Origin of the sequence: Streptomyces sp. NPDC002795, assembly GCF_042888725.1 — a bacterium.
Classification (GTDB): domain Bacteria; phylum Actinomycetota; class Actinomycetes; order Streptomycetales; family Streptomycetaceae; genus Streptomyces.
On the sequence record NZ_JBIAQB010000002.1, the window covers coordinates 525,340 to 549,047 of the forward strand.

At 67.6% G+C, this 23,708-nt stretch carries 37 protein-coding genes; 6 read left to right on the forward strand and 31 right to left on the reverse strand.

From position 1 onward, the window contains the following. Positions 1–96 precede the first annotated feature (96 nt). The 3 genes from ACFYWS_RS06920 (at position 97) to infA (ACFYWS_RS06930) (ending at position 2,712) form a co-directional block, all read left to right on the forward strand. Positions 97–1,542 carry an NAD(P)H-hydrate dehydratase gene (locus ACFYWS_RS06920; protein WP_389270478.1) on the forward strand — a complete coding sequence of 482 codons (1,446 nt, stop codon included), beginning with the start codon at positions 97–99 and terminating at the stop codon, positions 1,540–1,542. 175 nt (positions 1,543–1,717) lie between these two features. Continuing rightward, positions 1,718–2,500, forward strand: coding sequence for a GNAT family N-acetyltransferase (locus tag ACFYWS_RS06925; protein WP_389270482.1), 783 nt, complete (start codon positions 1,718–1,720; stop codon positions 2,498–2,500). Then, the gene (gene infA / locus ACFYWS_RS06930; RefSeq protein WP_389270485.1) at positions 2,497–2,712 is read left to right on the forward strand and encodes a translation initiation factor IF-1; all 216 of its coding nucleotides are present in this window, start codon (positions 2,497–2,499) and stop codon (positions 2,710–2,712) included. The genes ACFYWS_RS06925 and infA (ACFYWS_RS06930) overlap by 4 nt, the downstream gene beginning before the upstream one ends. Before the next feature lie 31 nt (positions 2,713–2,743). On the opposite strand, the gene ACFYWS_RS06935 is transcribed toward infA (ACFYWS_RS06930), so the two are convergent. Together ACFYWS_RS06935 and ACFYWS_RS06940 are read right to left on the reverse strand one after the other, a co-directional pair. After that, complete coding sequence (locus tag ACFYWS_RS06935) at positions 2,744–3,115, reverse strand: holo-ACP synthase (protein ID WP_389270488.1); 372 nt, start codon at positions 3,113–3,115, stop codon at positions 2,744–2,746. A gap of 45 nt (positions 3,116–3,160) precedes the next feature. Further along, positions 3,161–3,406: a hypothetical protein gene (locus ACFYWS_RS06940; RefSeq protein WP_389270491.1), complete on the reverse strand. Its 246-nt coding sequence runs from the start codon at positions 3,404–3,406 to the stop codon at positions 3,161–3,163. 186 nt (positions 3,407–3,592) lie between these two features. Here ACFYWS_RS06940 and coaA point away from each other — a divergent pair, with 186 nt between their 5' ends. Further along, entirely contained in the window at positions 3,593–4,606 is a 1,014-nt protein-coding gene (coaA, locus tag ACFYWS_RS06945; protein ID WP_389270494.1) for a type I pantothenate kinase, read from the forward strand. Between the two features lie 16 nt (positions 4,607–4,622). Further along, positions 4,623–5,567, forward strand: a complete 945-nt coding sequence (locus ACFYWS_RS06950) for a DUF389 domain-containing protein (RefSeq protein WP_389270496.1) — start codon at positions 4,623–4,625, stop codon at positions 5,565–5,567. On the opposite strand, the gene glmM is transcribed toward ACFYWS_RS06950, so the two are convergent. The 3 genes from glmM to rplM form a co-directional block, all read right to left on the reverse strand. After that, entirely contained in the window at positions 5,564–6,976 is a 1,413-nt protein-coding gene (glmM, locus tag ACFYWS_RS06955) for a phosphoglucosamine mutase (protein WP_389270499.1), read from the reverse strand. The genes ACFYWS_RS06950 and glmM overlap by 4 nt on opposite strands. Positions 6,977–7,075: 99 nt before the next feature. Continuing rightward, positions 7,076–7,591 carry a 30S ribosomal protein S9 gene (rpsI, locus tag ACFYWS_RS06960; RefSeq protein WP_266713119.1) on the reverse strand — a complete coding sequence of 172 codons (516 nt, stop codon included), beginning with the start codon at positions 7,589–7,591 and terminating at the stop codon, positions 7,076–7,078. Between the two features lie 44 nt (positions 7,592–7,635). After that, positions 7,636–8,079 (reverse strand): 50S ribosomal protein L13, encoded by a 444-nt coding sequence (gene rplM, locus ACFYWS_RS06965; RefSeq protein WP_389270502.1) that lies wholly within the window; start codon positions 8,077–8,079, stop codon positions 7,636–7,638. Between the two features lie 357 nt (positions 8,080–8,436). On the opposite strand from rplM, the gene ACFYWS_RS06970 reads away from it, so the two are divergent. Then, a complete protein-coding gene (locus ACFYWS_RS06970) occupies positions 8,437–9,285 on the forward strand; it encodes a hypothetical protein (RefSeq protein WP_389270505.1) in 849 nt (282 codons plus the stop codon). A gap of 21 nt (positions 9,286–9,306) precedes the next feature. On the opposite strand, the gene truA is transcribed toward ACFYWS_RS06970, so the two are convergent. From truA to rpsS, 26 genes are all read right to left on the reverse strand, one after another. Then, the gene (truA, locus tag ACFYWS_RS06975) at positions 9,307–10,161 is read right to left on the reverse strand and encodes a tRNA pseudouridine(38-40) synthase TruA (protein WP_389270508.1); all 855 of its coding nucleotides are present in this window, start codon (positions 10,159–10,161) and stop codon (positions 9,307–9,309) included. An 81-nt stretch (positions 10,162–10,242) separates the two neighbouring features. Next, the gene (gene rplQ, locus ACFYWS_RS06980) at positions 10,243–10,728 is read right to left on the reverse strand and encodes a 50S ribosomal protein L17 (protein ID WP_389270511.1); all 486 of its coding nucleotides are present in this window, start codon (positions 10,726–10,728) and stop codon (positions 10,243–10,245) included. Positions 10,729–10,842: 114 nt separating this feature from the next. Continuing rightward, positions 10,843–11,865, reverse strand: coding sequence for a DNA-directed RNA polymerase subunit alpha (locus ACFYWS_RS06985; RefSeq protein ID WP_003966937.1), 1,023 nt, complete (start codon positions 11,863–11,865; stop codon positions 10,843–10,845). A 133-nt stretch (positions 11,866–11,998) separates the two neighbouring features. Next, positions 11,999–12,403 (reverse strand): 30S ribosomal protein S11, encoded by a 405-nt coding sequence (gene rpsK / locus ACFYWS_RS06990; protein ID WP_003948617.1) that lies wholly within the window; start codon positions 12,401–12,403, stop codon positions 11,999–12,001. 65 nt (positions 12,404–12,468) lie between these two features. Further along, positions 12,469–12,849 (reverse strand): 30S ribosomal protein S13, encoded by a 381-nt coding sequence (rpsM, locus tag ACFYWS_RS06995; RefSeq protein ID WP_389270516.1) that lies wholly within the window; start codon positions 12,847–12,849, stop codon positions 12,469–12,471. Between the two features lie 208 nt (positions 12,850–13,057). Beyond that, positions 13,058–13,171, reverse strand: a complete 114-nt coding sequence (gene rpmJ / locus ACFYWS_RS07000) for a 50S ribosomal protein L36 (protein WP_003974245.1) — start codon at positions 13,169–13,171, stop codon at positions 13,058–13,060. 58 nt (positions 13,172–13,229) lie between these two features. Beyond that, positions 13,230–13,451 (reverse strand): translation initiation factor IF-1, encoded by a 222-nt coding sequence (infA, locus tag ACFYWS_RS07005; protein WP_003948620.1) that lies wholly within the window; start codon positions 13,449–13,451, stop codon positions 13,230–13,232. A 219-nt stretch (positions 13,452–13,670) separates the two neighbouring features. Beyond that, positions 13,671–14,507, reverse strand: coding sequence for a type I methionyl aminopeptidase (gene map / locus ACFYWS_RS07010; RefSeq protein ID WP_389270519.1), 837 nt, complete (start codon positions 14,505–14,507; stop codon positions 13,671–13,673). Between the two features lie 128 nt (positions 14,508–14,635). Continuing rightward, positions 14,636–15,283: an adenylate kinase gene (locus ACFYWS_RS07015; protein ID WP_389270522.1), complete on the reverse strand. Its 648-nt coding sequence runs from the start codon at positions 15,281–15,283 to the stop codon at positions 14,636–14,638. Then, the gene (gene secY, locus ACFYWS_RS07020) at positions 15,283–16,596 is read right to left on the reverse strand and encodes a preprotein translocase subunit SecY (RefSeq protein ID WP_389270525.1); all 1,314 of its coding nucleotides are present in this window, start codon (positions 16,594–16,596) and stop codon (positions 15,283–15,285) included. The genes ACFYWS_RS07015 and secY overlap by 1 nt, the downstream gene beginning before the upstream one ends. Positions 16,597–16,838: 242 nt before the next feature. Then, positions 16,839–17,294, reverse strand: coding sequence for a 50S ribosomal protein L15 (rplO, locus tag ACFYWS_RS07025; RefSeq protein WP_389270527.1), 456 nt, complete (start codon positions 17,292–17,294; stop codon positions 16,839–16,841). 2 nt (positions 17,295–17,296) lie between these two features. Beyond that, positions 17,297–17,476 carry a 50S ribosomal protein L30 gene (gene rpmD / locus ACFYWS_RS07030; RefSeq protein WP_326020845.1) on the reverse strand — a complete coding sequence of 60 codons (180 nt, stop codon included), beginning with the start codon at positions 17,474–17,476 and terminating at the stop codon, positions 17,297–17,299. Next, positions 17,476–18,078 carry a 30S ribosomal protein S5 gene (gene rpsE, locus ACFYWS_RS07035; RefSeq protein ID WP_351338259.1) on the reverse strand — a complete coding sequence of 201 codons (603 nt, stop codon included), beginning with the start codon at positions 18,076–18,078 and terminating at the stop codon, positions 17,476–17,478. The genes rpmD and rpsE overlap by 1 nt, the downstream gene beginning before the upstream one ends. 43 nt (positions 18,079–18,121) lie before the next feature. After that, on the reverse strand, positions 18,122–18,505 hold the full coding sequence (gene rplR, locus ACFYWS_RS07040) for a 50S ribosomal protein L18 (protein WP_389270530.1): 384 nt from the start codon (positions 18,503–18,505) through the stop codon (positions 18,122–18,124). A gap of 3 nt (positions 18,506–18,508) precedes the next feature. Then, positions 18,509–19,048: a 50S ribosomal protein L6 gene (gene rplF / locus ACFYWS_RS07045; RefSeq protein ID WP_266713093.1), complete on the reverse strand. Its 540-nt coding sequence runs from the start codon at positions 19,046–19,048 to the stop codon at positions 18,509–18,511. 24 nt (positions 19,049–19,072) lie between these two features. After that, positions 19,073–19,471, reverse strand: coding sequence for a 30S ribosomal protein S8 (rpsH, locus tag ACFYWS_RS07050; protein ID WP_326020850.1), 399 nt, complete (start codon positions 19,469–19,471; stop codon positions 19,073–19,075). 209 nt (positions 19,472–19,680) lie between these two features. Next, positions 19,681–19,866 carry a type Z 30S ribosomal protein S14 gene (locus ACFYWS_RS07055; RefSeq protein ID WP_003948630.1) on the reverse strand — a complete coding sequence of 62 codons (186 nt, stop codon included), beginning with the start codon at positions 19,864–19,866 and terminating at the stop codon, positions 19,681–19,683. Between the two features lie 5 nt (positions 19,867–19,871). Next, positions 19,872–20,429 (reverse strand): 50S ribosomal protein L5, encoded by a 558-nt coding sequence (gene rplE / locus ACFYWS_RS07060; RefSeq protein WP_389270534.1) that lies wholly within the window; start codon positions 20,427–20,429, stop codon positions 19,872–19,874. Further along, positions 20,429–20,752, reverse strand: a complete 324-nt coding sequence (rplX, locus tag ACFYWS_RS07065; protein WP_389270537.1) for a 50S ribosomal protein L24 — start codon at positions 20,750–20,752, stop codon at positions 20,429–20,431. Before rplX ends, rplE begins: the two co-directional genes overlap by 1 nt. A 2-nt stretch (positions 20,753–20,754) precedes the next feature. Continuing rightward, on the reverse strand, positions 20,755–21,123 hold the full coding sequence (gene rplN / locus ACFYWS_RS07070; RefSeq protein WP_003974257.1) for a 50S ribosomal protein L14: 369 nt from the start codon (positions 21,121–21,123) through the stop codon (positions 20,755–20,757). Between the two features lie 134 nt (positions 21,124–21,257). Next, a complete protein-coding gene (rpsQ, locus tag ACFYWS_RS07075) occupies positions 21,258–21,542 on the reverse strand; it encodes a 30S ribosomal protein S17 (RefSeq protein WP_266713085.1) in 285 nt (94 codons plus the stop codon). Beyond that, positions 21,542–21,766 (reverse strand): 50S ribosomal protein L29, encoded by a 225-nt coding sequence (rpmC, locus tag ACFYWS_RS07080; RefSeq protein WP_010036720.1) that lies wholly within the window; start codon positions 21,764–21,766, stop codon positions 21,542–21,544. The genes rpsQ and rpmC overlap by 1 nt, the downstream gene beginning before the upstream one ends. After that, positions 21,766–22,185 carry a 50S ribosomal protein L16 gene (gene rplP / locus ACFYWS_RS07085; protein WP_018528356.1) on the reverse strand — a complete coding sequence of 140 codons (420 nt, stop codon included), beginning with the start codon at positions 22,183–22,185 and terminating at the stop codon, positions 21,766–21,768. The genes rpmC and rplP overlap by 1 nt, the downstream gene beginning before the upstream one ends. 5 nt (positions 22,186–22,190) lie before the next feature. Then, positions 22,191–23,033 (reverse strand): 30S ribosomal protein S3, encoded by an 843-nt coding sequence (rpsC, locus tag ACFYWS_RS07090; RefSeq protein ID WP_266713081.1) that lies wholly within the window; start codon positions 23,031–23,033, stop codon positions 22,191–22,193. Beyond that, positions 23,033–23,380 (reverse strand): 50S ribosomal protein L22, encoded by a 348-nt coding sequence (rplV, locus tag ACFYWS_RS07095; protein ID WP_266713079.1) that lies wholly within the window; start codon positions 23,378–23,380, stop codon positions 23,033–23,035. Before rplV ends, rpsC begins: the two co-directional genes overlap by 1 nt. 42 nt (positions 23,381–23,422) lie before the next feature. Beyond that, positions 23,423–23,704 carry a 30S ribosomal protein S19 gene (gene rpsS, locus ACFYWS_RS07100; protein WP_266713077.1) on the reverse strand — a complete coding sequence of 94 codons (282 nt, stop codon included), beginning with the start codon at positions 23,702–23,704 and terminating at the stop codon, positions 23,423–23,425. Positions 23,705–23,708 lie beyond the last annotated feature (4 nt).

The following is a 23,708-nucleotide window of genomic DNA, read 5'->3' on the forward strand; positions in this document are numbered from 1 at the left end:
GTGACACGAAATCCGCTGGCCGATCCGGCATCCGGCATCTGGCATCCGGCACAAACACTTCAGCCGGGGCGGCGGCCCTGAGGGACACTCGACGACATGCGACTCGCTCACGACGTAGAGACGGTCAGGTCTGCCGAGCGCGCCCTCATGGCGCGGCTGCCGGAGGGCGCACTGATGCAGCGCGCCGCGGCCGGCCTCGCCACCGCCTGCGCCGACCTGCTCGGCAAGGTGTACGGCTCCCGTGTCGCCCTCCTCGTCGGCTCGGGGGACAACGGCGGCGACGCCCTGTACGCGGGCGCCCGCCTGGCACGGCGCGGCGCGGGCGTCACGGCGCTGCTGCTCTCCCCCGAGCGGGCCCACGCCCGGGGTCTCGCGGCACTGCGCGCGGCAGGCGGCACGGTCCTCGACGCGCGGGACGGGAGCGCCACGGAACGCGTGGGCCGCGCCGACCTCGTCGTCGACGGCATCGTGGGCATCGGCGGCAAGGGCGGCCTGCGCCCCCGGGCGGCCGAACTGGCCGACGCGGCACGGGGCACCGTCGTGGCCGTCGACCTCCCGAGCGGCGTGGACGCCGACACCGGCGAGGTGCACGGCGCCGCCGTCCGGGCGGACGCGACCGTCACCTTCGGAACGTACAAGCCGGGCCTCCTCGTCGACCCGGCGCGGGAGTACGCGGGCGCGCTCCGCCTCGTCGACATCGGCCTCGAACTCGCGCCCTCCGAAACAGGGCTGGAGGCGCTCCAGTACGCGGACGTGGCGGCGCTGCTCCCCCGGCCGTCCGGCGAGAGCGACAAGTACCGGCGCGGCGTCGTCGGCATCGTCGCGGGCTCGGCCCGCTACCCCGGCGCCGCGGTCCTGGCGGTGGCGGGCGCGCTGCACGGCGGGGCGGGCGCGGTGCGCTACGTGGGCCCGGCCGCGGACGCGGTGCTCGCCCGCTTCCCGGAGGCGCTCGTCTCGGCCGGGCCGCCGGCGAAGGCGGGCCGGGTCCAGGCGTGGGTGATCGGCCCCGGCCTCGGCGACGACACGTCGGGCCTGCACGACGTCCTGGCCTCGGACGTCCCGGTCCTCATCGACGCGGACGGGCTGCGCCTCGCCGACCCGGCGACGGTCCGCGCCCGCACGGCGCCCACCGTACTGACCCCGCACGCCGGGGAGGCGGCCGCGCTCCTCGGCGTGACGCGCGAGCAGGTGGAGACCGAACGCCTGGCATCCGTACGGGAGTTGGCGTCCCGCTACACCGCCACGGTCCTCCTGAAGGGCTCGACGACCCTGATCTCGCCGCCGGACGAGACCCGCCCGGCCCGCGTGAACCCCACCGGCACCCCATGGCTCGCCACCGCCGGCAGCGGTGACGTCCTCTCCGGCCTGACCGGCTCCCTGCTCGCGGCGGGCCTCGCCCCACTGGACGCGGCCTCGGTCGGCGCCCACCTGCACGGGCTCGCGGCGCGGCACGCGGCGGACGGGGCGCCGATCTCGGCGCAGGACGTGGCGGGAGGGCTGCGGAGCGCCTGGCAGGACGTCGCGGAAAACCGCTTCGCCTGACGCCCGCCCCTTGCTACCGTCACCGATGACCGTGCAGTCATAGCTGGGAGGTGAGACCCGTGAACGCAGTCACCCATGGGTGCTCCCTCAGCTCGTCACGGTCCGGCGGCTGACAGCAGGTGTCGCCGGGAGCGCTCCAAGATCTCAAGATCGAGAGCCTCCCGAGGAGACACCGATGAACACACCAAGCACCCGCCATCCGGTCGTCGTCACCCGCGTGGCCGACCACCAGTGGCACGCCCTGGAGAACGACGAGGTGGTCGGCCGCGGCCACGCCTCCCACCGGCCCGACGGCCGCCGCTTCATCAGCGTCGACGCCTGGCACGACACGGCGTTCGCGGCCCTGGCCGAGACGCTGCTCGTCGACCTGCCGGGCCCGCTGCACACCGTCGTCGACGAGAACGACACCGAACTGGCGTCGAAATGGCGGGAGTTCAGGTTCACTGTCGGCCGCGGCGAGTGGGAGTACGCGCTGCCCACCGACCCCGCCGTCACGGGACTCGGTACGGCGCGCCCGCCCGCGGACGTCACCGTCGTCCCGGCAGGCGCGGCGGACGAGACACGACTGCGCGCCCTCGACCGTACGGTCCGCGGCGAGATCGAGGCCACGGTCGGCTGGCGCACCATGCCGGCCGAGGTACGGCCGCTGCCACCAGGCGTCACGGTCGTCGACCCGGCGAAGTACACCGTGGCCGAGGCCCCGGACGGCACCTACCTGGGCCTCCTGCGCCTGGCGACGGCCACCCGGCGCCCCCGCGTCGGCCTTCTCGCGGTCCGCACCGACGCGCGGCGCCGCGGCATCGCGCGGGCCCTCCTGGCCGACGTACTGAACACCCTGCACCGCTCCGGCGTGCGGGCGGCGTCCGCCGAGGTGGACGAGTCGAACGAAGCGGCGAAGAACCTCTTCGACGCCATCGGCGCGCGGCGCGTGAACCGCGCACTGGAGCTGGTCCGATGACCGGCGGCGTCCTCGCCGAGGGCACCGTCGTCGAGTGCCTGCGCAGCGCCATGTTCACCGTGGAGCTCGACAACGGGCACCGGGTGCTCGCGCACGTCAGCGGCAAGATCCGCAAGAACTACATCAAGATCCTGCTGGCGGACCGGGTCCAGGTGGAGATCACGCCGTACGACCTGACACGGGGCCGGATCGTGTTCCGCCACCGGTCGTAGGGCGGTCGGCCGAGGGGCAGCGGCAGCGGCCCTACCCCTCGGCCACCACCACCGCGGACGCCACCCCCGCGTCATGGCTCAACGACACATGGAACCCCCGCACACCCAGCTCCGCCGCCCGCGCGGCCACCGTCCCGCTCACCCGGAGCCGCGGCTGCCCGCTGTCCTCGACCCACACCTCCGCGTCGGTCCAGCGCAGCCCGGCCGGCGCGCCGAGCGCCTTGGCGACGGCCTCCTTCGCGGCGAACCGGGCGGCGAGCGAGGCGATCCCGCGCCGCTCCCCGCTGGGCAGCAGCAGCTCGTCGTCCAGGAAGAGGCGTTCGGCCATGCTCGGCGTACGCTCCAGCGACGCCGCGAACCGCTCGATCTCGGCCACGTCGATACCGACCCCGATGATGCTCATGCAGCAGACCTTACGGTCGCCGGGCCCGGTATCCGGCACCCGGCGTCAGGCCGTCCACCCTCGGTCGATCCGGTCCCGCGCGTCCCGCACGAGCGCCAGGTACTCGATCTCCTCGCAGCGCGGTTTGCTGCCGAGGCGGTAGAAATCGAGGCAGTCGTCCAGGTCCTCGCCGATGTCCTCGTCGGGCAGCTCGTAGGCGAGTTCGCTGCGGACGTGACTCGCCCAGTCGTCCATGGCATAGGCACCCGCCGACCTGCGGCGGACGAAATTCGGCACACGAAGCGCGGCCATCACGGTTCCCCTCCCGCCCCGCGAGCAGAGTTCCGTCCCACGGGTGCACGGAATGTATCGCCACCTCCACGCAGGGGCCATACCTGCCCACGCCTGTGGCGAACCTGTGACGAACGGGGTTCCCACACCCCCCGGCGTGACACACCCCACCTGCCGCAACCCGCCACACTGCCGTAACAATGGACTGTGATCTCTCCGGTCTCCGAGCCCAAGGCACAAGCGACCTCCCGGAGCACCCACCGGCAGAAGCCGGAGGTGACTCCCTACGTCGACCTCACCCGCACCGAATGGAGTGCACTTCGCGACAAGACGCCACTGCCGCTGACAGCGGAAGAGCTGGAGCGGCTGCGCGGCCTCGGTGACGTGATCGACCTGGACGAGGTCCGCGACATCTATCTGCCGCTCTCCCGCCTGCTGAACCTGTACGTGGGCGCGACCGACGGCCTGCGCGGGGCGCTCAACACGTTCCTCGGCGAGACGAACAAGAAGGCCGCCCAGTCCGGCACGCCCTTCGTCATAGGGGTCGCCGGTTCCGTCGCGGTCGGCAAGTCGACCGTCGCCCGCCTCCTCCAGGCCCTGCTCTCCCGCTGGCCCGAGCACCCGCGCGTCGAGCGGGTCACCACCGACGGGTTCCTGCTCCCCACCAAGGAACTGCAGGCCCGCGGCCTGATGTCGCGCAAGGGCTTCCCCGAGTCGTACGACCGCCGGGCCCTGACCCGCTTCGTCGCCGACATCAAGGCGGGCAAGGACGAGGTGACCGCCCCGGTCTACTCGCACCTGATCTACGACATCGTGCCCGGCGAGAAGCTCGTGGTGCGCCGCCCCGACATCCTCATCGTCGAGGGCCTGAACGTGCTCCAGCCCGCCCTGCCCGGCAAGGACGGCCGCACCCGCGTCGGTCTCGCCGACTACTTCGACTTCAGCGTGTACGTCGACGCACGCGCGGAGGACATCGAGGCCTGGTACCTCAACCGCTTCCGCAAGCTGCGCGCGACGGCCTTCCAGGACCCGTCCTCGTACTTCAGGAAGTACACCCAGGTCTCCGAGGAGGAGGCCCTGGACTACGCGCGCACCACCTGGCGCACCATCAACAAGGTCAACCTCCTGGAGAACGTGGCCCCCACCCGCGGCCGCGCGGGACTCGTCATCCGCAAGGGCCCCGACCACAAGGTGCAACGGCTGCGCCTGCGCAAGCTGTAGCTGTTAGAAAGACCCCATGCTGCATCTGCGCCTGATCACGCCGTCCGAATCGACGGACGACGTGGTGCGCCTCGTCGAGGGGACGACCGGCACCACGCACCTGGTGGTGCTTCCGGGCGCCGCCCGCGACCCGTCGGGCGATGTCGTCATGTGCGACGTCGCCCGCGAGGCCGGTGACGAACTCATCGCCGCTCTGCGGAAGTTGGGCATCGACCGGTCGGGCTCGATCTCCGTCGAGAACATCGACCTGTCGCTGTCCATGCGCGCCGACAAGGCCGAGGAGGACGCGCCGGGCGAGGGCGCGGACGCGGTCCTGTGGGAGCAGCTCTCGGACGCCACGCACGAGGAGTCCACGCTCACGATCACGTACGTGGCGTTCCTGGTCATCGCGACGATGATCGCGGCGTGCGGCGTCGTGCTCGACAACGCGATCCTGATCGTGGGCGCCATGGCGGTCGGCCCGGAGTTCGGCCCGCTCGCCGGGTTCTGTACGGCCCTGGTGCGCAAGGCGCCGCGCCTGGCGTGGCGTTCCCTGGTCGCCCTGCTCGTCGGCTTCGCGGTAGCGATGGCGGTGACGGTGGGCTTCAGCTACTTCATGGACGCCGTGAACCTGTTCAGCGAGGGCCAGTTGGAGGCGGACCGGCCGAACACCGGCTTCGTCTACGCGCCCGACTGGTTCTCGTTCGTGGTGGCCGTCCTCGCGGGCGCGGCCGGCACCCTGTCGCTCACCTCGGCGAAGTCCGGCGCCCTGGTGGGCGTCGCGATCTCGGTGACCACGGTCCCGGCGGCAGCGAACGCCGCGGTGGCGCTGAGCTACGGCGACATGGGCCAGATGTGGGGCTCGACCCAACAGCTCCTGCTGAACCTGCTCGGCATCGTCCTGGCCGGTACGGCCACGCTCCTCGCCCAGAAGTACCTCTGGGCCAAGCAACGCGACCGCACCGCCAAGCAACAGGCTTAGCCGAGCGCCGACTTCACCACGTCGGCCAGGCGCTCCGCGACGGACCGGGCCTGCGCGATGTCCGCGGCCTCGACCATCACCCGCACCAGCGGCTCCGTACCCGACGAGCGCAGCAACACCCGCCCGGTCGCGCCGAGTTCACGCTCCGCGTTCGCCACCGCCGACTGCAGTTCCCCGGACGTGGTGACGCGGGACTTGTCCACGTCCGGCACGTTGATGAGCACCTGCGGCAGCCGCTCCATGACGCTCGCCAGGTCCTTCAGCGTCCGCCCGGTCTGTGCGACGCGCGCCGCGAGCAGCAGACCCGTCAGCGTGCCGTCACCGGTCGTCGCGTGGTCGAGGACGATGACGTGCCCGGACTGCTCGCCGCCGAGCGCGAAGCCGTTCTGCTTCATGTTCTCCAGGACGTACCGGTCGCCGACGGCGGTCTGCACGAGGGCGATGCCCTCGCGCTCCATCGCCAGCTTCAGGCCCAGGTTCGACATGACGGTCGCGACCAGCGTGTCGTCGCGCAGCACCCCGCGCGCCTTCATGTCGAGCGCGAGCACCGCCATGATCTGGTCCCCGTCGACCTCGGACCCGGTGTGGTCCACGGCCAGGCAGCGGTCGGCGTCCCCGTCGTGCGCGATGCCGAAGTCGGCCTTGTGCTCGACGACGGCGGCCTTCAGCAGGTCCAGGTGGGTCGACCCGCACCCGTCGTTGATGTTCAGCCCGTCGGGCTCGGCGCCGATCGTGACGACCTCCGCACCGACGCGGGTGAAGGCCTCCGGGGAGACCCGCGAGGCCGCGCCGTGCGCCTCGTCGAGGACGATCTTCACGCCTTCGAGCCGGTTCGGCAGCACGCCCACGAGGTGCGCGATGTACTGGTCGAGACCCTCGCCGTACGACTTCACGCGGCCGACGCCCGCGCCCGTCGGGCGGTTCCACGGAGCACCGGTGCTGTGCTTCTCGTAGATCGCCTCGATGCGGTCCTCCAGGGCGTCGTCCAGCTTGTGGCCGCCGCGGGCGAGGAACTTGATGCCGTTGTCCGGCATGGCGTTGTGGCTCGCGGAGAGCATCACACCGAGGTCGGCGCCCAGCGCACCCGTGAGGTACGCGACCGCCGGCGTCGGCAGCACGCCCACGCGCAGCACGTCGACTCCGGCGCTCGCCAGGCCCGCGACGACCGCGGCCTCCAGGAACTCGCCCGAGGCGCGCGGATCACGGCCGACCACGGCGACCGGACGATGGCCCTCAAAACTGCCTTCCCGCCCGTCACCCGACCGCCGCCCCAGCACGACAGGGCTGCGCCCCGACCCCTCCTCTGCCAGAACATGCGCCGCCGCGACCGACAGACCGAGCGCGAGCTCCGCAGTCAGATCCGCATTGGCGACACCGCGCACGCCGTCCGTGCCGAAGAGTCGTCCCACCTTGATGTCCTCCGAACCTTCACATCGTCATAAGCCGAACGCCCCGGCGGCACGATACGTGCCGCCGGGGCGAGCGGGAAAACAAGCAGGCAGCGGAATTTAGCGCTTGCTGTACTGCGGGGCCTTGCGGGCCTTCTTGAGACCGGCCTTCTTGCGCTCGACCGCACGGTCGTCGCGGCGGAGGTAGCCGGCCTTCTTGAGGGCGCCGCGGTTGTTGTCCGCGTCGGCCTCGTTCAGCGCGCGGGCCACGCCGAGGCGCAGGGCACCGGCCTGACCGGAGACGCCGCCACCCGAGATGCGGGCGATGACGTCGTAGCGGCCGTCGAGCTCGAGCACCTTGAAGGGCTCGTTGACTTCCTGCTGGTGGACCTTGTTCGGGAAGTAGTCCTCGAGCGTGCGCCCGTTGACCTTCCACTTGCCGGTGCCGGGCACGATGCGAACGCGCGCGATGGCGTTCTTGCGGCGGCCCAGGCCGGCGGCCGGCTGCGGGTCACCGAAGCGCGCCGGGTTGGACTCCGAGGTGTACTCGCCCTCGACGGGGGCGTCGGACTCGGTGGTGTAGCTCTCGACGTCGGCGATCTCTTCGACCGGCGTCTCGGCAGTGGTCTCGGCCACGATTCTCCTCAGATTCTTTTCTGTCTTAGGGGGTGTGGCCGGAACTACTGCGCGACCTGAGTGATCTCGAACGGCACCGGCTGCTGGGCAGCGTGCGGGTGCGTGTCGCCCGAGTAGATCTTCAGCTTCGAGAGCATCTGACGGCCGAGCGTGTTCTTGGGAAGCATGCCCTTGATGGCCTTCTCGACGGCCTTCTCCGGGTTCTTCTCCAGAAGCTCGTCGTAACGGACGGAGCGCAGACCACCCGGGTAACCGGAGTGGCGGTACGCCATCTTCTGGGTCTTCTTGTTGCCGGACAGGTGCACCTTGTCGGCGTTGACGATGACGACGAAGTCGCCCATGTCCATGTGCGGGGCATAGGTCGGCTTGTGCTTGCCGCGCAGAAGGATGGCGGCGGTGGTCGCCAGACGGCCCAGGACGATGTCCTGAGCGTCAATGACGTGCCACTGGCGAGACACGTCGCCGGGCTTGGGGCTGTACGTACGCACGGTTCGTAGCCTTCGATTCTTCAGTGAATGGGGTCCTGACACACGGCACCACTGAAGCGACATGCAGCTGGGGCTCACAATGCCGGGGACGCTGACCCGTATGCGAGCCACTGGTAACTGCTCCAGGGAACCTACGTAAGGGCCCTTCGCGTGAGAACGACCAAGCCGATACGTATAACAACGACCGAGACTACCCGCGCCGCCCTGGATGGGTCAAAACGCGGGGCCCCCGGGGCTCCGGAGGCCGTGCAGTCCACTGCGTCGTGTCCCCTCCACGGTAACGCGGGGAAACCCCTCACACCTCCACCACAGGGCGAGGGCAATGCCACACCAGGCCTTACCTCTAAGATGCGCCCCATGAGTTTCGGGCAAGGGGGATCCCCGTGGGGGCCCAATGACGGCGGGTCGACCCCGGACTGGGCATCGCTCGCGGAGGCATCAGAGGCACGCGCGCGCAAGAAGCGCTGGATGGTGATCGGCGGTGCGATCGTCGCCACACTCGCCGTCGGTTCGGCGGTCGCGTGGGGCATCGTCTCGACGAACAGCAAGAACGAAGCCGCCAACAAACCGGCCGAACAGCTGCCGAGTACGGCGGAGATCCCCAGCGAGGGCAAGTCGGGAGGGCCGTCCTTCGACGCGACGACCCCGCCGCCCCCGCTCGACCCGAACGACTTCATCAACAACGCCGCGAAGGACACCGCCCCGCTCAGCGCGGACACGCTCTTCCCCGGCAAGAAGCTCACCTTCGGTGACCGCGTCTACACGAAGGGCGCCACGGCCCGCACCACCGACTGCGCTTCGGCCGCGCAGAAGGGCCTGTCCGGCGTACTGAAGAACAACAACTGCAACCAGCTGATCCGCGCCACGTACTACAAGGGCAACTCCGCGGTCACCATCGGTGTCGCCGTCTTCAAGACGAAGGCACAGGCGTCGAAGGCCAAGGAGCAGTACGACTTCGACGGCGCGGTGGCCTCGCTGCCGGGCTCCGGGGTGCCCGCGTTCTGCCGCACCACGGTGTGCCGCCAGACCGCCAACTCGGTGGGCCGCTACACGTACTTCACCAACGGCGGCCTCACCAACGGCCAGGACGCCTCGAAGAAGGACACCATGGTGTTCTCCCTCGGCGACGACCTCCAGGAATTCACCTTCCAGCAGATCAAGCGGCGCGGCGAGGTCCAGGCCTCCGCGGCGGCGACGTCGGGCTGACCGCCACCCCGGGCGCCGCCCTCAGCAACATCCGGCGCCCGGGAGCGTCCGCTTGTTGCGCGCCTCCTTGTTGCGCGCGGCGAGCAACTCGTCGGCGGGGTAACCGACTTCCTCCAGCGTCAGCCCGTGCGGCCGGACCACGTGCACGGCGGAGTCCCGCACACCCGCGGCGAGCACCTTGCCGGGCCAGTCGGCCGTCCGGTGCCCGTCACCCACGAACAGCAGCGCCCCGATCAGCGACCGCACCATGTTGTGGCAGAAGGCATCGGCCCGCACGGTCGCGGTGACGATCCCGTCGTCGCCGCGCACAAGACTGAGCTCCTGAAGCGTACGAATGGTGGTCGCGCCCTCACGCCGCTTGCAGTAGGCGGCGAAGTCGTGCTCGCCGAGCAGCCGTTCGGCGGCCTCGTTCATCGCGTCGACGTCCAACGGCCAGTCGTGCCACAGCACATGGCCCCGCAGCAACGGATCGACGCCGCTCGGATGATCCGTCACCCGGTACGCGTACCGCCGCCAGATCGCCGAGAAACGCGCGTTGAAGCCGCTCGGCGCCTCCGCCGCAGACCACACCCGCACATCCTTCGGCAGCCGCCCCGCGAGCCGCTTCAGCAGCTTCTCCCGGTGCTCGCCCCAGACCTCCGCCGGCAGGTCCACGTGCGCGACCTGGCCCCGCGCGTGCACCCCCGCGTCGGTCCGCCCGGCGACCGTCAGGTCGTACGTCCGCGCGGACCTGGTCACCGTACGGAGCGCGTCCTCGATCTCCCCCTGCACGGTCCGCCGCCCGGAGGCCTGCTTGGCCCACCCGGAGAAGTCCCTGCCGTCGTAACTCACATCGAGCCGCAGCCGGACGAACCCGTCCGCCACCTCATCACTCACAACCCACAGTCCCTAGCTAGGAGAAACGGAAAGCGGGCCCGCCCCAGAAGGGCGGACCCGCTCACACACAAGGCGTCAGCCTCAGGCGTCCTTCGACTCCTCGGCAGCGGCCTCGGCCGGAGCCTCGGTCTGCGCCTCGGCGGCCTCGGCGTCCTTGGCGGAACGCTTGGTGGCGGCCTCGGCCTCACCGGTGGCCTGCTGCGCGACCGTCAGGGCCTCGACCAGCTCGATGACAGCCATGGGCGCGTTGTCGCCACGGCGGTTACCGATCTTGGTGATACGGGTGTAACCACCCGGACGGTTCTCGTAGCGCGGGGCGATCTCGGTGAAGAGCGTGTGGACGACGCCCTTGTCCGTGATGACCTGGAGCACCTGACGGCGGTTGTGAAGGTCGCCCTTCTTCGCCTTGGTGACCAGACGCTCCGCGTACGGACGCAGACGACGGGCCTTGGCCTCGGTCGTCGTGATCTTGCCGTGCTCGAAGAGCGACTTCGCGAGGTTCGCGAGGAGCAGCTTCTCGTGCGCAGCGCTGCCGCCCAGACGGGCACCCTTGGCGGGCTTCGGCATGATTTCTCCTAGGTGTCTGCCCTGGCCGTACTAGGTACCAGGGTCAGTATCCGAGCAGGCGGTCGCCTGTCGGAGATCCGGGGACGCGCAAGGCGTCCCCGGAGGTGAGACCGATCAGTACTGCTCGGTCTCGACGAATCCGGCGTCCGCGTCGTCGTCGGCGCCGAAGGCGTCGGCGGCGGCGGTCGGGTCGAATCCGGGCGGGCTGTCCTTGAGGGCCAGGCCCATGCCGGCCAGCTTCGCCTTGACCTCGTCGATCGACTTCGCACCGAAGTTGCGGATGTCGAGCAGGTCGGCCTCGGAGCGGGCGACGAGCTCACCCACGGAGTGGATGCCCTCGCGCTTGAGGCAGTTGTACGACCGAACGGTGAGCTCGAGCTCCTCGATCGGCAGGGCGAGATCAGCGGCAAGAGCGGCGTCCGTGGGGGACGGGCCCATGTCGATGCCCTCGGCGTCGATGTTCAGCTCGCGGGCGAGACCGAACAGCTCGACCAGCGTCTTACCGGCGGAGGCCATGGCGTCACGGGGACGCATCGCCTGCTTGGTCTCGACGTCGACGATCAGCTTGTCGAAGTCGGTGCGCTGCTCGACACGCGTGGCCTCGACCTTGTACGTGACCTTGAGAACCGGCGAGTAGATCGAGTCGACCGGGATGCGCCCGATCTCCTGACCGACCTGCTTGTTCTGCACGGCGGAGACGTAGCCGCGACCGCGCTCGACGGTCAGCTCCATCTCCAGCTTGCCCTTGCCGTTGAGCGTGGCGAGGACGAGGTCGGGGTTGTGCACCTCGACACCGGCCGGGGGCGCGATGTCGGCGGCGGTGACCAGACCCGGGCCCTGCTTGCGCAGGTACATCACGACCGGCTCGTCGTGCTCCGAGGAGACGACCAGCTGCTTGATGTTCAGGATGAGGTCGGTGACGTCCTCCTTGACGCCCGGCACGGTGGTGAACTCGTGCAGGACACCGTCGATACGGATGGACGTGACCGCCGCACCCGGAATCGAGGAGAGGAGCGTACGACGCAGGGAGTTGCCGAGGGTGTAGCCGAAGCCCGGCTCCAGCGGCTCGATCACGAACCGGGAGCGGAATTCGTCGACGACCTCTTCGGTCAACGAGGGACGCTGAGCGATCAGCATGAAGTGAATCCTTCAGTCGTGGGCACCCACTATTTGATGCCCGACTAGTACTGCAATGGTACGGGCGGCACGGCCCGAAGGAGCCGTACCGCCCGAAAACCTCAGACCAAGCGGCCTGCGCTACTGACCGGGATCAGACGCGGCGACGCTTGGGGGGACGGCAGCCGTTGTGCGGCGTCGGCGTGACGTCCTGGATCGAGCCGACCTCGAGGCCGGTCGCCTGCAGGGAGCGGATGGCGGTCTCGCGACCGGAACCCGGGCCCTTGACGAAGACGTCGACCTTGCGCATGCCGTGCTCCTGCGCGCGACGGGCAGCCGACTCGGCGGCCATCTGCGCGGCGAACGGCGTGGACTTGCGAGAGCCCTTGAAGCCGACGTGGCCGGCGGAGGCCCACGAGATCACGTTGCCGGTCGGGTCCGTGATGGACACGATCGTGTTGTTGAACGTGCTCTTGATGTGCGCGTGGCCGTGAGCGACGTTCTTCTTTTCCTTGCGGCGCACCTTCTTGGCAGCGCCCTGACGACCCTTGGGGGGCATGTCGTTCTCCTACAGGGAGGTGGTCGGTCCTACAGCGAAGACCGCTGAACAGCGTCCGCTGAGGACTACTTCTTGCCCGGCTTCTTCTTACCGGCGATGGCGCGACGCGGGCCCTTGCGGGTACGCGCGTTCGTGCTCGTGCGCTGGCCGTGGACCGGGAGGCCACGACGGTGACGCAGACCCTGGTAGCAGCCGATCTCGACCTTGCGGCGGATGTCGGCCTGAATCTCGCGACGGAGGTCACCCTCGGTCTGGAAGTTCTGGTCCACGTACTCGCGGATCTTGACGAGGTCTTCCTCGCTGATGTCGCGAACGCGGATGTTGCGGTCGACACCGACCGCGTCCAGCGTCTCCTGGGCGCGCGTACGCCCGACGCCGAACACGTAGGTCAGGGCGACCTCGATGCGCTTCTCGCGCGGGAGGTCAACACCTTCAACGCGTGCCATTCATGGCTCCTGTTGATTCTTCGGAGGTCTGTAGCAGAACCACTCCCAGCCGCCGTCCTCTTCGTGCGAAGAGTTGGTACGAACTGAGTCCTCGGCCTCCGACCGAGGGTGTCGCCACGACTGAACGTCGCCGGCGGGCCCTGCGTATGTACTCAATGTGCTGCGTCGCGCGAACTCTGCGATCGAACTGCAGTTGAACGGGTCTGCGTCAGCCCTGGCGCTGCTTGTGGCGCGGGTTGTCGCAGATCACCATGACCCGACCGTGACGGCGGATCACCCTGCACTTGTCGCAGATCTTCTTGACGCTCGGCTTGACCTTCATGGGTGAGGTTCTCCGGGTCAGTTGCCGGCGGCCCGCCGAGGCGGGACTAGGGCAAGATCTACTTGTACCGGTAGACGATCCGGCCACGCGTGAGGTCGTACGGAGACAGCTCCACCACGACCCGGTCGTCAGGGAGGATACGGATGTAGTGCATGCGCATCTTGCCGCTGATGTGTGCCAGGACCTGGTGGCCGTTCTGGAGCTCGACCTTGAACATGGCGTTCGGCAGAGACTCGACGACAGTGCCCTCGATCTCGATGGCACCTTGCTTCTTGGCCACGCTTCGCCCTTCGAATCGACTACCTTGATCGACTTCCATGTCCGCATGGAGACATGCGCATACACGAGAGCCGACGAGTCAGTCTACGACAGTCCCCCCGGAAAGACGAATCTCGTGATTCTGCCCCACGGCCAAGATCAATAAGCCACCGACCCGCCCTGCCACCGGGTTCCACCCAGCGAACCCTCCGCGACAGCCCCGCCCGACCCGCCCCCGACCTCAGCCCAACGGATCCGGCGCCGCCGTCACACCCAACTCCGCCAGCTTCGCCTTGCCACCGTCGGGGGATGTCAGGACCAGCGGGCCGTCCTCCGTGAGGGCCACGGAGTGCTCCCAGTGCGAGGACCAGGTGCCGTCCGTCGTGATGACGGTCCAGTCGTCCGACAGGGTCTCCGTCTTCGGCGTACCGAGGGACACCATCGGCTCGATCGCGAGGCAGAACCCGGGCACCAGCTTCGGACCCTTCCCCCGCCGCCGCTCGACGTAGTTCAGCAGGTGCGGGTCCATGTGCATCTCGGTCCCGATGCCATGGCCGCCGTAGTCCTCGACGATCCCGTACTTCCCGCCGCCCGGCTTCGGCTGCCGGCGGATGTACGACTCGATGGCACGGGAGATGTCGACCAGCCGGTTACCGGACTTCATCGCGGCGAGCCCGGCCCACATCGACTCCTCGGTCACCCGCGACAGCTCGATCAGCTCCGCGGAGTGCCCGGACCCGACGAAGGCGGTGTACGCGGCGTCACCGTGCCACCCCTCGACGATCGCCCCGCAGTCGATCGAGATGATGTCGCCGTCCTCCAGGACGACCTCTTCACTCGGGATGCCGTGCACCACCACCTCGTTCTTCGAGGTGCAGATGGTCGCGGGGAACCCCCCGTACCCGAGGAAGTTCGACTTCGCCCCGTGCTCGGCGAGCACCTTGCGGGCGACCTCGTCCAGATCCTTCGTGGTCGCGCCCGGCACGGCCGCCTCACGGGTCGCCGCGTGGATCGCCGCGACGACAAGCCCCGCCTCGCGCATCTTGCGAATCTGGTCGGGGGTCTTGATCTGCACCATGGGGGCCTGCGCTCTCCGTCATCCGGTACGAGGTACGAGGGTTACGTACGTCCAGTCCCACCAACACTAAGGCCGCGATCCCCCCGACGGGGAACCGCGGCCTCAGGCACGTACTACGGGTGAAGCGATCAGCGCTTCAGGGCCTCCATGGCCCGCGCCGTGACTTCCTCGACCTTGCCCAGAGCGGAGATCGTCACGACGAGCCCCTGCTCCCGGTAGTAGTCGATGATCGGCTCCGTCTGCGTGTGGTAGACCTCGAGCCGCTTGCGCACGGTCTCTTCCTTGTCGTCGTCACGCTGGTACAGCTCGCCGCCGCAGGTGTCGCAGACACCCTCGGTCTCGGGCTGCTTGTACGTGACGTGGAAGACGTGCGCCGAGTCGTTTCGGCAGATGCGGCGGCCGGCGATGCGCTTGACCACCTCGTCCTCGGGGACCTCCAGGTCGAGAACCGCGTCCAGCGTGACGTCGTCGGCCTTGAGGGCGACGTCGAGCGCCTCGGCCTGCGAGACGTTGCGCGGGAAGCCGTCGAGCAGGAAGCCGTTCACGGCGTCCGCCTGCTCCATGCGGTCCTTCGCCATCCCGATGGTGACCTCGTCAGGGACCAGCTGGCCGGCGTCCATGTAGGACTTGGCCTGCTTGCCCAGCTCCGTGCCCTGGCTGATGTTGGCACGGAAGAGGTCGCCCGTGGAGATGTGCGGAATCGACAGGTTCTTGGCCAGGAACGCGGCCTGCGTTCCCTTGCCAGCACCGGGCGGCCCGACGAGGACGATACGCATCAGCGGAGGAACCCTTCGTAATTGCGCTGCTGGAGCTGGCTCTCGATCTGCTTCACCGTCTCCAGGCCGACACCCACGATGATCAGGATGCTCGTGCCGCCGAACGGGAAGTTCTGGTTTGCCCCGAAACCAACCAACGCCATCGTCGGCACGAGAGCGATCAGGCCCAAATACAGCGAACCCGGCCAGGTGATCCGGTTGAGCACGTACGAAAGGTACTCAGCGGTCGGTCGGCCAGCCCGGATGCCCGGGATGAAGCCACCATACTTCTTCATGTTGTCGGCGACTTCCTCGGGGTTGAACGAGATCGCCACGTAGAAGAAGGCGAAGAACACGATCAGGAGGAAGTACGTCGCGATGTAAATCGGGTGATTTCCCTTGGTCAGGTGGTCATCGATCCAGACCTTCCATTGCGAATCACCCCCGGCGAACTGGGCGACCAGGGCCGGAATGTAGAGCAGCGACGACGCGAAGATGACCGGGATCACACCGGCCTGGTTCACCTTGAGCGGGATGTACGTGGACGTACCGCCGTAGGACCGGCGGCCGATCATGCGCTTCGCGTACTGCACGGGGATACGACGCTGGGCCTGCTCGACGAAGACCACCAGGGCGACCATGACCAGGCCGACGAGGATGACGGTGCCGAACTCGATCCAGCCGTCGGCCAGCGAGCCCTGCTTCTTGATGGCCCAGAGGGCGGACGGGAAGGTGGCGGCGATCGAGATGAACATCAGGATCGACATGCCGTTGCCGATGCCCTTGTCGGTGACCAGCTCGCCGAGCCACATCATCACGCAGGTACCGGCGGTCATCGTGATGACCATCGTGATCGTGATGAAGATCGACTGGTCCGGGACGATCTCGCTGGCGACCGGGCAGCCCTGGAAGAGCGCGCCGGTGCGGGCGGTGGCGACCAGGCCGGTGCCCTGAAGGATGGCGAGCGCCACGGTCAGGTAGCGGGTGTACTGCGTGATCTTCGCCGTGCCGGCCTGTCCCTCCTTCTTGAGGGCTTCCAGACGCGGGATCACCACGGTGAGCAGCTGCAGAATGATGCTCGCGGTGATGTACGGCATGATGCCGAGCGCGAAGACCGTGATCTGCAACAGCGCGCCACCGCTGAACATGTTGACCAGACCGAACAGGCCGGAGCTGGAGTTGGCCTGGTTCATACACGTTTGGACGTTCTGGTAATCCACGCCTGGGATCGGGATGTGCGCCCCGAGCCGGTAGATCACGACGATGCCCAGCGTGAAGAGCAGTTTCTTGCGCAGGTCGGGCGTCTTGAACGCCCGGGCGAACGCGGTGAGCACGGTGCCTCCTGCGACCCCCGCGCGCGTGCGTCAGAGGTGACGGTCTTGAGGATTCGACAAATACGTAAACGGTCTAACGGTCAAGAGCCCGGATAGGTGCCGGGGGCACACTAAGCCCGGAACTTAACAACGGACGCCACCTTACCGGCGTAACTGCCCCCCTTGGAACGACCAACCGGGGATGCCCCAAATGTGGGGCATCCCCGGTAGGGACGTTCACGTCATCAAGACGCCTGATTGGCTCAGACGAGCTCGGTGACCGTACCGCCTGCGGCGGTGATCTTCTCCTTGGCGGAGCCGGAGACGGAGTCGACCGTCACCTGCAGCGCCACGGTGATCTCGCCCTGGCCAAGGACCTTGACGAGGCTGTTCTTACGGACAGCACCCTTCTCCACCAGACCCTCGACGGTGACTTCGCCACCCTCGGGGTACAGCGAGGCGAGCTTGTCCAGGTTCACGACCTGGAACTCGACCTTGAAGGGGTTCCGGAAGCCCTTGAGCTTCGGGAGACGCATGTGGAGGGGCATCTGGCCACCCTCGAAGCGCTCCGGAACCTGGTAACGGGCCTTGGTGCCCTTGGTACCACGACCGGCCGTCTTACCCTTCGACGCCTCACCACGACCGACACGGGTCTTGGCGGTCTTGGCGCCGGGGGCCGGACGGAGGTTGTGGATCTTGAGCGGGTTCTGCTCACCCATGATCAGACCTCCTCAACCGTCACGAGGTGGCGCACGGTCTGCACCATGCCGCGGAACTCGGGGCGGTCCTCCTTGACGACCTGCGTGTTGATCCCCTTGAGACCAAGGGAACGCAGGGTGTCACGGTGGTTCTGCTTGCTGCCGATGTACGACTTCGTCTGCGTGATCTTGAGCTGTGCCATTACGCAGCACCGGCCCCGGCACGCGCACGCAGCAGGGCCGCGGGAGCGACGTCCTCGAGGGGCAGACCACGGCGGGCCGCGATCTCCTCGGGACGCTGCAGACCACGCAGGGCCTCCACCGTGGCGTGCACGATGTTGATCGCGTTCGACGAACCGAGCGACTTCGACAGGATGTCGTGCACGCCCGCGCACTCGAGCACGGCACGCACCGGGCCACCGGCGATAACACCGGTACCGGGGGAAGCAGGCTTGAGCAGGACGACGCCCGCGGCCTTCTCGCCCGTGATCGGGTGCGGGATGGTGCCCTGGATACGGGGGACCTTGAAGAAGTGCTTCTTGGCCTCCTCAACACCCTTGGCGATGGCGGCCGGCACCTCCTTGGCCTTGCCGTAACCGACACCCACGGTGCCGTCACCGTCGCCCACTACGACGAGCGCAGTGAAGCTGAAGCGACGACCACCCTTCACAACCTTGGCGACACGGTTGATCGCGACAACGCGCTCAACGTACGCGGTCTTCTCAGCAGCGCCGCCGTCACGGCCCTTCCGGTCCCGCCGCTCGCCGCCACCGGCACCGCCACCGCGGCGCTGGGGTCCAGCCATTGGAATTACCTCTCTCTGTTTCCGCTAGCTACGGAACCAGGACTCAGAACTTGAGTCCGGCTTCGCGGGCGGCGTCCGCCAGGGCAGCAATGCGCCCGGCGTACTGGTTACCACCACGGTCGAACACGACAGTCTCGACACCGGCGGCCTTGGCGCGCTCAGCGACCAGGGCACCGACCGACTTGGCCTGCGCGGACTTGTCGCCCTCGCCGCCACGGATCGACGTGTCCAGGGTCGACGCCGACGCGAGGGTGTGACCCTTAACGTCGTCGATGACCTGCGCCACGATGTTCCGGTTCGAGCGCGTCACGACCAGGCGCGGACGCTCGGCCGTACCCGACATGTTCTTGCGGATACGGATGTGGCGGCGCTTGATGGCCGCACGCTTGTAAGCGTCGCCCTTAGCGATCTTCTGACCGTATGCCATGGCTTACTTACCCGCCTTTCCGACCTTGCGGCGGATGACTTCGCCTTCGTACTTGACGCCCTTGGCCTTGTACGGGTCGGGCTTGCGCAGCTTGCGGATGTTGGCCGCAACCTCGCCGACCTTCTGCTTGTCGATGCCCTCGACCGAGAACTTGGTCGCCGATTCGACCTTGAAGGAGATGCCCTCGGGCGCCTCGATCAGGATCGGGTGGCTGTAGCCGAGCGAGAACTCCAGGTTGGAGCCCTTCGCCAGGACGCGGTAACCGACACCGCTGATTTCGAGCTTCTTCACGTAACCCGTGGTCACGCCGGTGATCATGTTCGCCACCAGCGTGCGGGACAGGCCGTGGAGGGCCTTGTTCTGACGCTCGTCGTTCGGGCGGGTGACGGCCAGAACGCCGTCCTCACCCTTGGCGATCTCGATCGGCGCAGCAACGGTGTGGCTCAGGGAACCCTTGGGGCCCTTGACCGCGACCGTCTGGCCGTCGATGGTGACGTCCACGCCGGCGGGAACCGTGATGGGGAGCTTGCCAATACGCGACATAGCTGTTTCCTCCGATTCCTTCCGCTACCAGACGTAGGCGAGGACTTCCCCACCCACGCCCTTCTTGCCTGCCTGCTGGCCGGTCAGGAGACCGTGGGACGTGGAGATGACCGCCACGCCCAGGCCGCCGAGAACCTTCGGCAGGTTGGTGGACTTCGCGTAAACGCGCAGACCCGGCTTGGAGATGCGCTTGATGCCGGCGATCGAACGCTCACGGTTCGGGCCGAACTTCAGCTCCAGGACGAGGGACTTGCCGACCTCGGCGTCCTCGACCTTCCAGCCGGTGATGAAACCCTCCTGCTGGAGGATCTCGGCGATGTGCGACTTGATCTTGCTGTGCGGCATAGCCACGGTGTCGTGGTACGCCGAGTTCGCGTTCCGCAGACGCGTAAGCATGTCTGCGATCGGATCAGTCATGGTCATGAATTGGCCTTCGGCCTCTCTCGCCGGGGTTTCCTGTATGCGCCATCCCTCTCCCCACACAGGGGCGGGACGGGTGCGGCGCGGGGACCTACGGCGTAGTAAGTCGGTCAGGGCGGCAGACGCCCAACTCTCCTAGCCTAAGCCATGGGAGCTGGGGCCTCTGCCGACCCTCTACTTACCGAGAGATCCGGGCAATCCCAACTAAGGGACTACCAGGAGCTCTTGGTCACGCCCGGCAGCTCGCCACGGTGAGCCATCTCACGAAGGCACACGCGGCAGAGGCCGAACTTGCGGTACACGGAGTGCGGGCGGCCGCAGCGCTGGCAGCGCGTGTAGCCACGAACACCGAACTTCGGCTTACGAGCAGCCTTGGCAATAAGAGCCTTCTTCGCCATCTCGCTTACGCCTCCTTGAACGGGAAGCCGAGGTGACGCAGAAGGGCACGGCCCTCGTCGTCGTTGGTCGCCGTGGTGACCACGGTGATGTCCATACCCCGGACGCGGTCGATCTTGTCCTGGTCGATCTCGTGGAACATGACCTGCTCCGTGAGACCGAAGGTGTAGTTGCCACGGCCGTCGAACTGCTTGGGGGACAGACCACGGAAGTCGCGGATGCGCGGAAGCGCCAGCGACAGGGTGCGGTCCAGGAACTCCCACATGCGGTCGCCACGAAGCGTGACGTGGGCACCGATCGGCTGACCCTCGCGCAGCTTGAACTGCGCGATGGACTTGCGAGCCTTGGTGATGGCCGGCTTCTGACCGGTGATCGTCGTCAGGTCACGGACGGCACCGTCCATGAGCTTCGAGTCACGGGCGGCGTCGCCGACACCCATGTTCACGACGACCTTCACGAGACCGGGAATCTGCATGACGTTCTCGTACGAGAACTCCTCCTGCAGCTTCGCCGTGATCTCCTCGCGGTACTTCGTCTTGAGACGCGGAGTGGTGGTGGTCGTCATCAGATGTCCTCACCCGTCCGCTTGGCAACGCGGATCTTGTTGCCCTCGTCGTCGAAGCGGTAACCGACGCGCGTGACGACCTTGTTGCCGTCCTTCTCAACGACCAGCTGGACGTTGGAGACGTGGACGGGCGCCTCGGTCGTGACGATGCCTCCGGCCTGCGAACCGCTGGCGGTGGGGCCGGCCTTCGTGTGCTTCTTGACCCGGTTGACACCCTCGACCAGGACACGGTCCTCGCGGGGGAAGGCCGCAATGACCTTGCCCTGCTTGCCGCGGTCCTTACCGGTGATGACCTGTACCAGGTCGCCCTTCTTGATCTTCATGCTTACAGCACCTCCGGCGCGAGCGAGATGATCTTCATGAACTTCTTCTCGCGCAGCTCACGGCCCACCGGGCCGAAGATACGGGTGCCGCGAGGGTCGCCGTCGTTCTTCAGAATGACGGCGGCGTTCTCGTCGAAGCGGATGTACGAGCCGTCCGGACGGCGGCGCTCCTTGACGGTGCGAACGATGACCGCCTTGACGACGTCACCCTTCTTCACGTTGCCACCGGGGATCGCGTCCTTGACGGTGGCGACGATGACGTCACCGATGCCCGCGTAGCGGCGACCCGAGCCACCGAGAACACGGATGGTGAGAATTTCCTTCGCACCCGTGTTGTCGGCGACGCGCAGTCGCGACTCCTGCTGGATCACGTCTATCTCCTGATTGTCTGCCGGTTCCCGGCAGGGGCTTCTCTCTTACGAGAGGGCCCCTGCCGAGCCTGGCGGAACGAACTCTGAGGGATGCCTCAGAGCTGCATTTGTTGGAATTCCCTTGCGGGAATTACCTACTTGGCCTTCTCGAGGATCTCGACGATGCGCCAGCGCTTGCTCGCCGACAGCGGACGCGTCTCCATCAGGAGGACGCGGTCGCCGACGCCGGCAGCGTTCTGCTCGTCGTGTGCCTTGAGCTTGTTCGTACGGCGGATGACCTTGCCGTACAGGGCGTGCTTGACGCGGTCCTCGACAGCGACGACGACGGTCTTGTCCATCTTGTCGCTGACAACAAGGCCCTCACGGGTCTTGCGGAAGCCGCGGGCGGCAGTCTCTTCAGTCACAGTCTTCTCGCTCATCAGGCGCTCTCCACCGTCTCGATGCCCAGCTCGCGCTCACGCATGAGGGTGTAGATCCGCGCGATGTCCTTGCGGACGGCCTTGAGCCGGCCGTGGTTCTCGAGCTGACCCGTCGCCGCCTGGAAGCGGAGGTTGAACAGCTCTTCCTTGGCCTCGCGGAGCTTGTTGAGGAGCTCCTCGTTGCCCAGCTCGCGCAGCTCAGACGCCTTGGTTCCGGCCGACATCACGCTTCACCTGCCTCGCGCTTGACGATCTTGCACTTCATCGGCAGCTTGTGAGCCGCACGAGTCAGCGCCTCGCGCGCGGTCTTCTCGTTGGGGTACGACAGCTCGAACATGACGCGTCCGGGCTTGACGTTGGCGACCCACCACTCCGGGGAACCCTTACCGGAACCCATGCGGGTCTCGGCAGGCTTCTTGGTGAGGGGGCGGTCCGGGTAAATGTTGATCCAGACCTTGCCGCCACGCTTGATGTGACGCGTCATGGCGATACGAGCTGCCTCGATCTGACGGTTCGTCACGTACGCCGGGGTGAGGGCCTGAATGCCGTACTCACCGAACGCAACCTGCGTGCCACCCTTGGACATACCGCTGCGCTTCGGGTGGTGCTGCTTGCGGTGCTTGACCCTACGGGGGATCAGCATTTCGGTCAGGCCTCCGTTCCGGTGCTCTCGGCAGCCGGAGCGGCAGCGGCGGGAGCGTCGGCCTTGGGGGCCTCCGCAGCCGGCGCGGACTGCTGCTGCGGCTTACGACCGCGACCGCCACGCTCGCCGCCACGGCCACCACCACGGGCCGGGCGGTCGTTACCGCCACGGGCCGGACGGTTACCGGCGCGGGCCGCGGCGTTCTCGGCGCGAACCTCGGCGATGTTCTTGACGTCGCCCTTGTAGATCCAGACCTTCACGCCGATGCGGCCGAAGGTCGTCTTGGCCTCGAAGAAGCCGTAGTCCACGTTGGCGCGGAGCGTGTGCAGGGGCACGCGGCCCTCGCGGTAGAACTCCGAACGGGACATCTCGGCACCGCCGAGACGACCGCCACACTGGATCTTGATGCCCTTGGCGCCGGCCTTCATCGTGCCCTGCATGCTCTTACGCATGGCGCGACGGAAGGAGACGCGGGAGGACAGCTGCTCGGCAACGGCCTGAGCAACCAGCTGAGCGTCCGTCTCGGGGCTCTTGACCTCGAGGATGTTCAGCTGGACCTGCTTGCCCGTGAGCTTCTCGAGGTCACCGCGGATGCGGTCGGCCTCGGCGCCACGGCGGCCGATGACGATGCCGGGACGCGCGGTGTGGATGTCCACCCGCACGCGGTCACGGGTGCGCTCGATCTCAACCTTCGAGATGCCGGCGCGCTCCATGCCGGACGTCATCATCCGACGGATGGCGACGTCTTCCTTGACGTAGTCCTTGTACAGCTTGTCGGCGTACCAACGCGACTTGAAGTCGGTCGTGACACCGAGCCGGAACCCGTGCGGGTTTACCTTCTGGCCCATTACCGGGTTCCTTCCTTGCTGCTGACGACCACGGTGATGTGGCTGGTCCGCTTACGGATCCGGTAGGCACGGCCCTGAGCACGCGGACGGAACCGCTTCAGGGTCGGGCCCTCGTCCACATACGCCTCGCTGATGACCAGCGAAGAGGCGTCGGGGTGGTCGTAGTTGTGCGCGGCGTTGGCGATGGCGCTGTCGAGCACCTTGCCCACCGGCTGGCTCGCGGCCTGCGGGGCGAATCGCAGGACCGCCTGAGCCTCCGTGGCATCCATGCCACGGATGAGGTCCACCACGCGGCGGGCCTTCATGGGCGTGACGCGGATGTACCGCGCCTGGGCCCTGGCTTCCATGGTTGTCCCTTCGGTGTTAGTCATAGTCGATTCCACCCCGCCTTAGCGGCGCTTCGACTTCCGGTCGTCCTTGACGTGACCCCGGAAGGTGCGCGTCGGCGAGAACTCGCCGAGCTTGTGGCCGACCATCGACTCGGTGACGAACACCGGGATGTGGGTCTTGCCGTTGTGCACCGCGATCGTGTGACCCAGCATGCTGGGAATGATCATCGAGCGGCGGGACCAGGTCTTGATGACGTTCTTGGAACCGGCTTCGTTCTGTACGTCCACCTTCTTTACGAGGTGGCCGTCGACGAAGGGTCCCTTCTTGAGACTGCGCGGCATCTAA

What these genes read in the sequence shown, in the direction of transcription:
- ACFYWS_RS06950 (WP_389270496.1), top strand. Translation starts at nt 4,623, where the DNA reads ATGCTGCATCTGCGCCTGATCACGCCGTCCGAATCGACGGACGACGTG.
- ACFYWS_RS06985 (WP_003966937.1), bottom strand. Translation starts at nt 11,865, where the DNA reads ATGCTGATCGCTCAGCGTCCCTCGTTGACCGAAGAGGTCGTCGACGAA.
- map (WP_389270519.1), bottom strand. Translation starts at nt 14,507, where the DNA reads ATGGTGCAGATCAAGACCCCCGACCAGATTCGCAAGATGCGCGAGGCG.
- rplF (WP_266713093.1), bottom strand. Translation starts at nt 19,048, where the DNA reads ATGTCGCGTATTGGCAAGCTCCCCATCACGGTTCCCGCCGGCGTGGAC.
- rpsM (WP_389270516.1), bottom strand. Translation starts at nt 12,849, where the DNA reads ATGGCACGCGTTGAAGGTGTTGACCTCCCGCGCGAGAAGCGCATCGAG.
- rpsC (WP_266713081.1), bottom strand. Translation starts at nt 23,033, where the DNA reads ATGGGCCAGAAGGTAAACCCGCACGGGTTCCGGCTCGGTGTCACGACC.
- rpmC (WP_010036720.1), bottom strand. Translation starts at nt 21,766, where the DNA reads ATGTCGGCCGGAACCAAGGCGTCTGAGCTGCGCGAGCTGGGCAACGAG.
- rplP (WP_018528356.1), bottom strand. Translation starts at nt 22,185, where the DNA reads ATGCTGATCCCCCGTAGGGTCAAGCACCGCAAGCAGCACCACCCGAAG.
- rplO (WP_389270527.1), bottom strand. Translation starts at nt 17,294, where the DNA reads ATGGGTGAGCAGAACCCGCTCAAGATCCACAACCTCCGTCCGGCCCCC.
- infA (WP_389270485.1), top strand. Translation starts at nt 2,497, where the DNA reads ATGACCGGCGGCGTCCTCGCCGAGGGCACCGTCGTCGAGTGCCTGCGC.
- ACFYWS_RS06935 (WP_389270488.1), bottom strand. Translation starts at nt 3,115, where the DNA reads ATGAGCATCATCGGGGTCGGTATCGACGTGGCCGAGATCGAGCGGTTC.
- rplR (WP_389270530.1), bottom strand. Translation starts at nt 18,505, where the DNA reads ATGGCATACGGTCAGAAGATCGCTAAGGGCGACGCTTACAAGCGTGCG.
- ACFYWS_RS06925 (WP_389270482.1), top strand. Translation starts at nt 1,718, where the DNA reads ATGAACACACCAAGCACCCGCCATCCGGTCGTCGTCACCCGCGTGGCC.
- ACFYWS_RS06940 (WP_389270491.1), bottom strand. Translation starts at nt 3,406, where the DNA reads ATGGCCGCGCTTCGTGTGCCGAATTTCGTCCGCCGCAGGTCGGCGGGT.
- rplX (WP_389270537.1), bottom strand. Translation starts at nt 20,752, where the DNA reads ATGAAGATCAAGAAGGGCGACCTGGTACAGGTCATCACCGGTAAGGAC.
- rplE (WP_389270534.1), bottom strand. Translation starts at nt 20,429, where the DNA reads ATGACGACCACCACCACTCCGCGTCTCAAGACGAAGTACCGCGAGGAG.
- rpsQ (WP_266713085.1), bottom strand. Translation starts at nt 21,542, where the DNA reads ATGAGCGAGAAGACTGTGACTGAAGAGACTGCCGCCCGCGGCTTCCGC.
- rpsS (WP_266713077.1), bottom strand. Translation starts at nt 23,704, where the DNA reads ATGCCGCGCAGTCTCAAGAAGGGACCCTTCGTCGACGGCCACCTCGTA.
- ACFYWS_RS06920 (WP_389270478.1), top strand. Translation starts at nt 97, where the DNA reads ATGCGACTCGCTCACGACGTAGAGACGGTCAGGTCTGCCGAGCGCGCC.
- ACFYWS_RS06970 (WP_389270505.1), top strand. Translation starts at nt 8,437, where the DNA reads ATGAGTTTCGGGCAAGGGGGATCCCCGTGGGGGCCCAATGACGGCGGG.
- rplQ (WP_389270511.1), bottom strand. Translation starts at nt 10,728, where the DNA reads ATGCCGAAGCCCGCCAAGGGTGCCCGTCTGGGCGGCAGCGCTGCGCAC.
- ACFYWS_RS07015 (WP_389270522.1), bottom strand. Translation starts at nt 15,283, where the DNA reads ATGCGTATCGTCCTCGTCGGGCCGCCCGGTGCTGGCAAGGGAACGCAG.
- rpsH (WP_326020850.1), bottom strand. Translation starts at nt 19,471, where the DNA reads ATGACCATGACTGATCCGATCGCAGACATGCTTACGCGTCTGCGGAAC.
- rpmD (WP_326020845.1), bottom strand. Translation starts at nt 17,476, where the DNA reads ATGGCACAGCTCAAGATCACGCAGACGAAGTCGTACATCGGCAGCAAG.
- ACFYWS_RS07055 (WP_003948630.1), bottom strand. Translation starts at nt 19,866, where the DNA reads ATGGCGAAGAAGGCTCTTATTGCCAAGGCTGCTCGTAAGCCGAAGTTC.
- rpsE (WP_351338259.1), bottom strand. Translation starts at nt 18,078, where the DNA reads ATGGCTGGACCCCAGCGCCGCGGTGGCGGTGCCGGTGGCGGCGAGCGG.
- rpmJ (WP_003974245.1), bottom strand. Translation starts at nt 13,171, where the DNA reads ATGAAGGTCAAGCCGAGCGTCAAGAAGATCTGCGACAAGTGCAGGGTG.
- rplV (WP_266713079.1), bottom strand. Translation starts at nt 23,380, where the DNA reads ATGGAAGCCAGGGCCCAGGCGCGGTACATCCGCGTCACGCCCATGAAG.
- rpsK (WP_003948617.1), bottom strand. Translation starts at nt 12,403, where the DNA reads ATGCCCCCCAAGGGTCGTCAGGGCGCTGCCAAGAAGGTGCGCCGCAAG.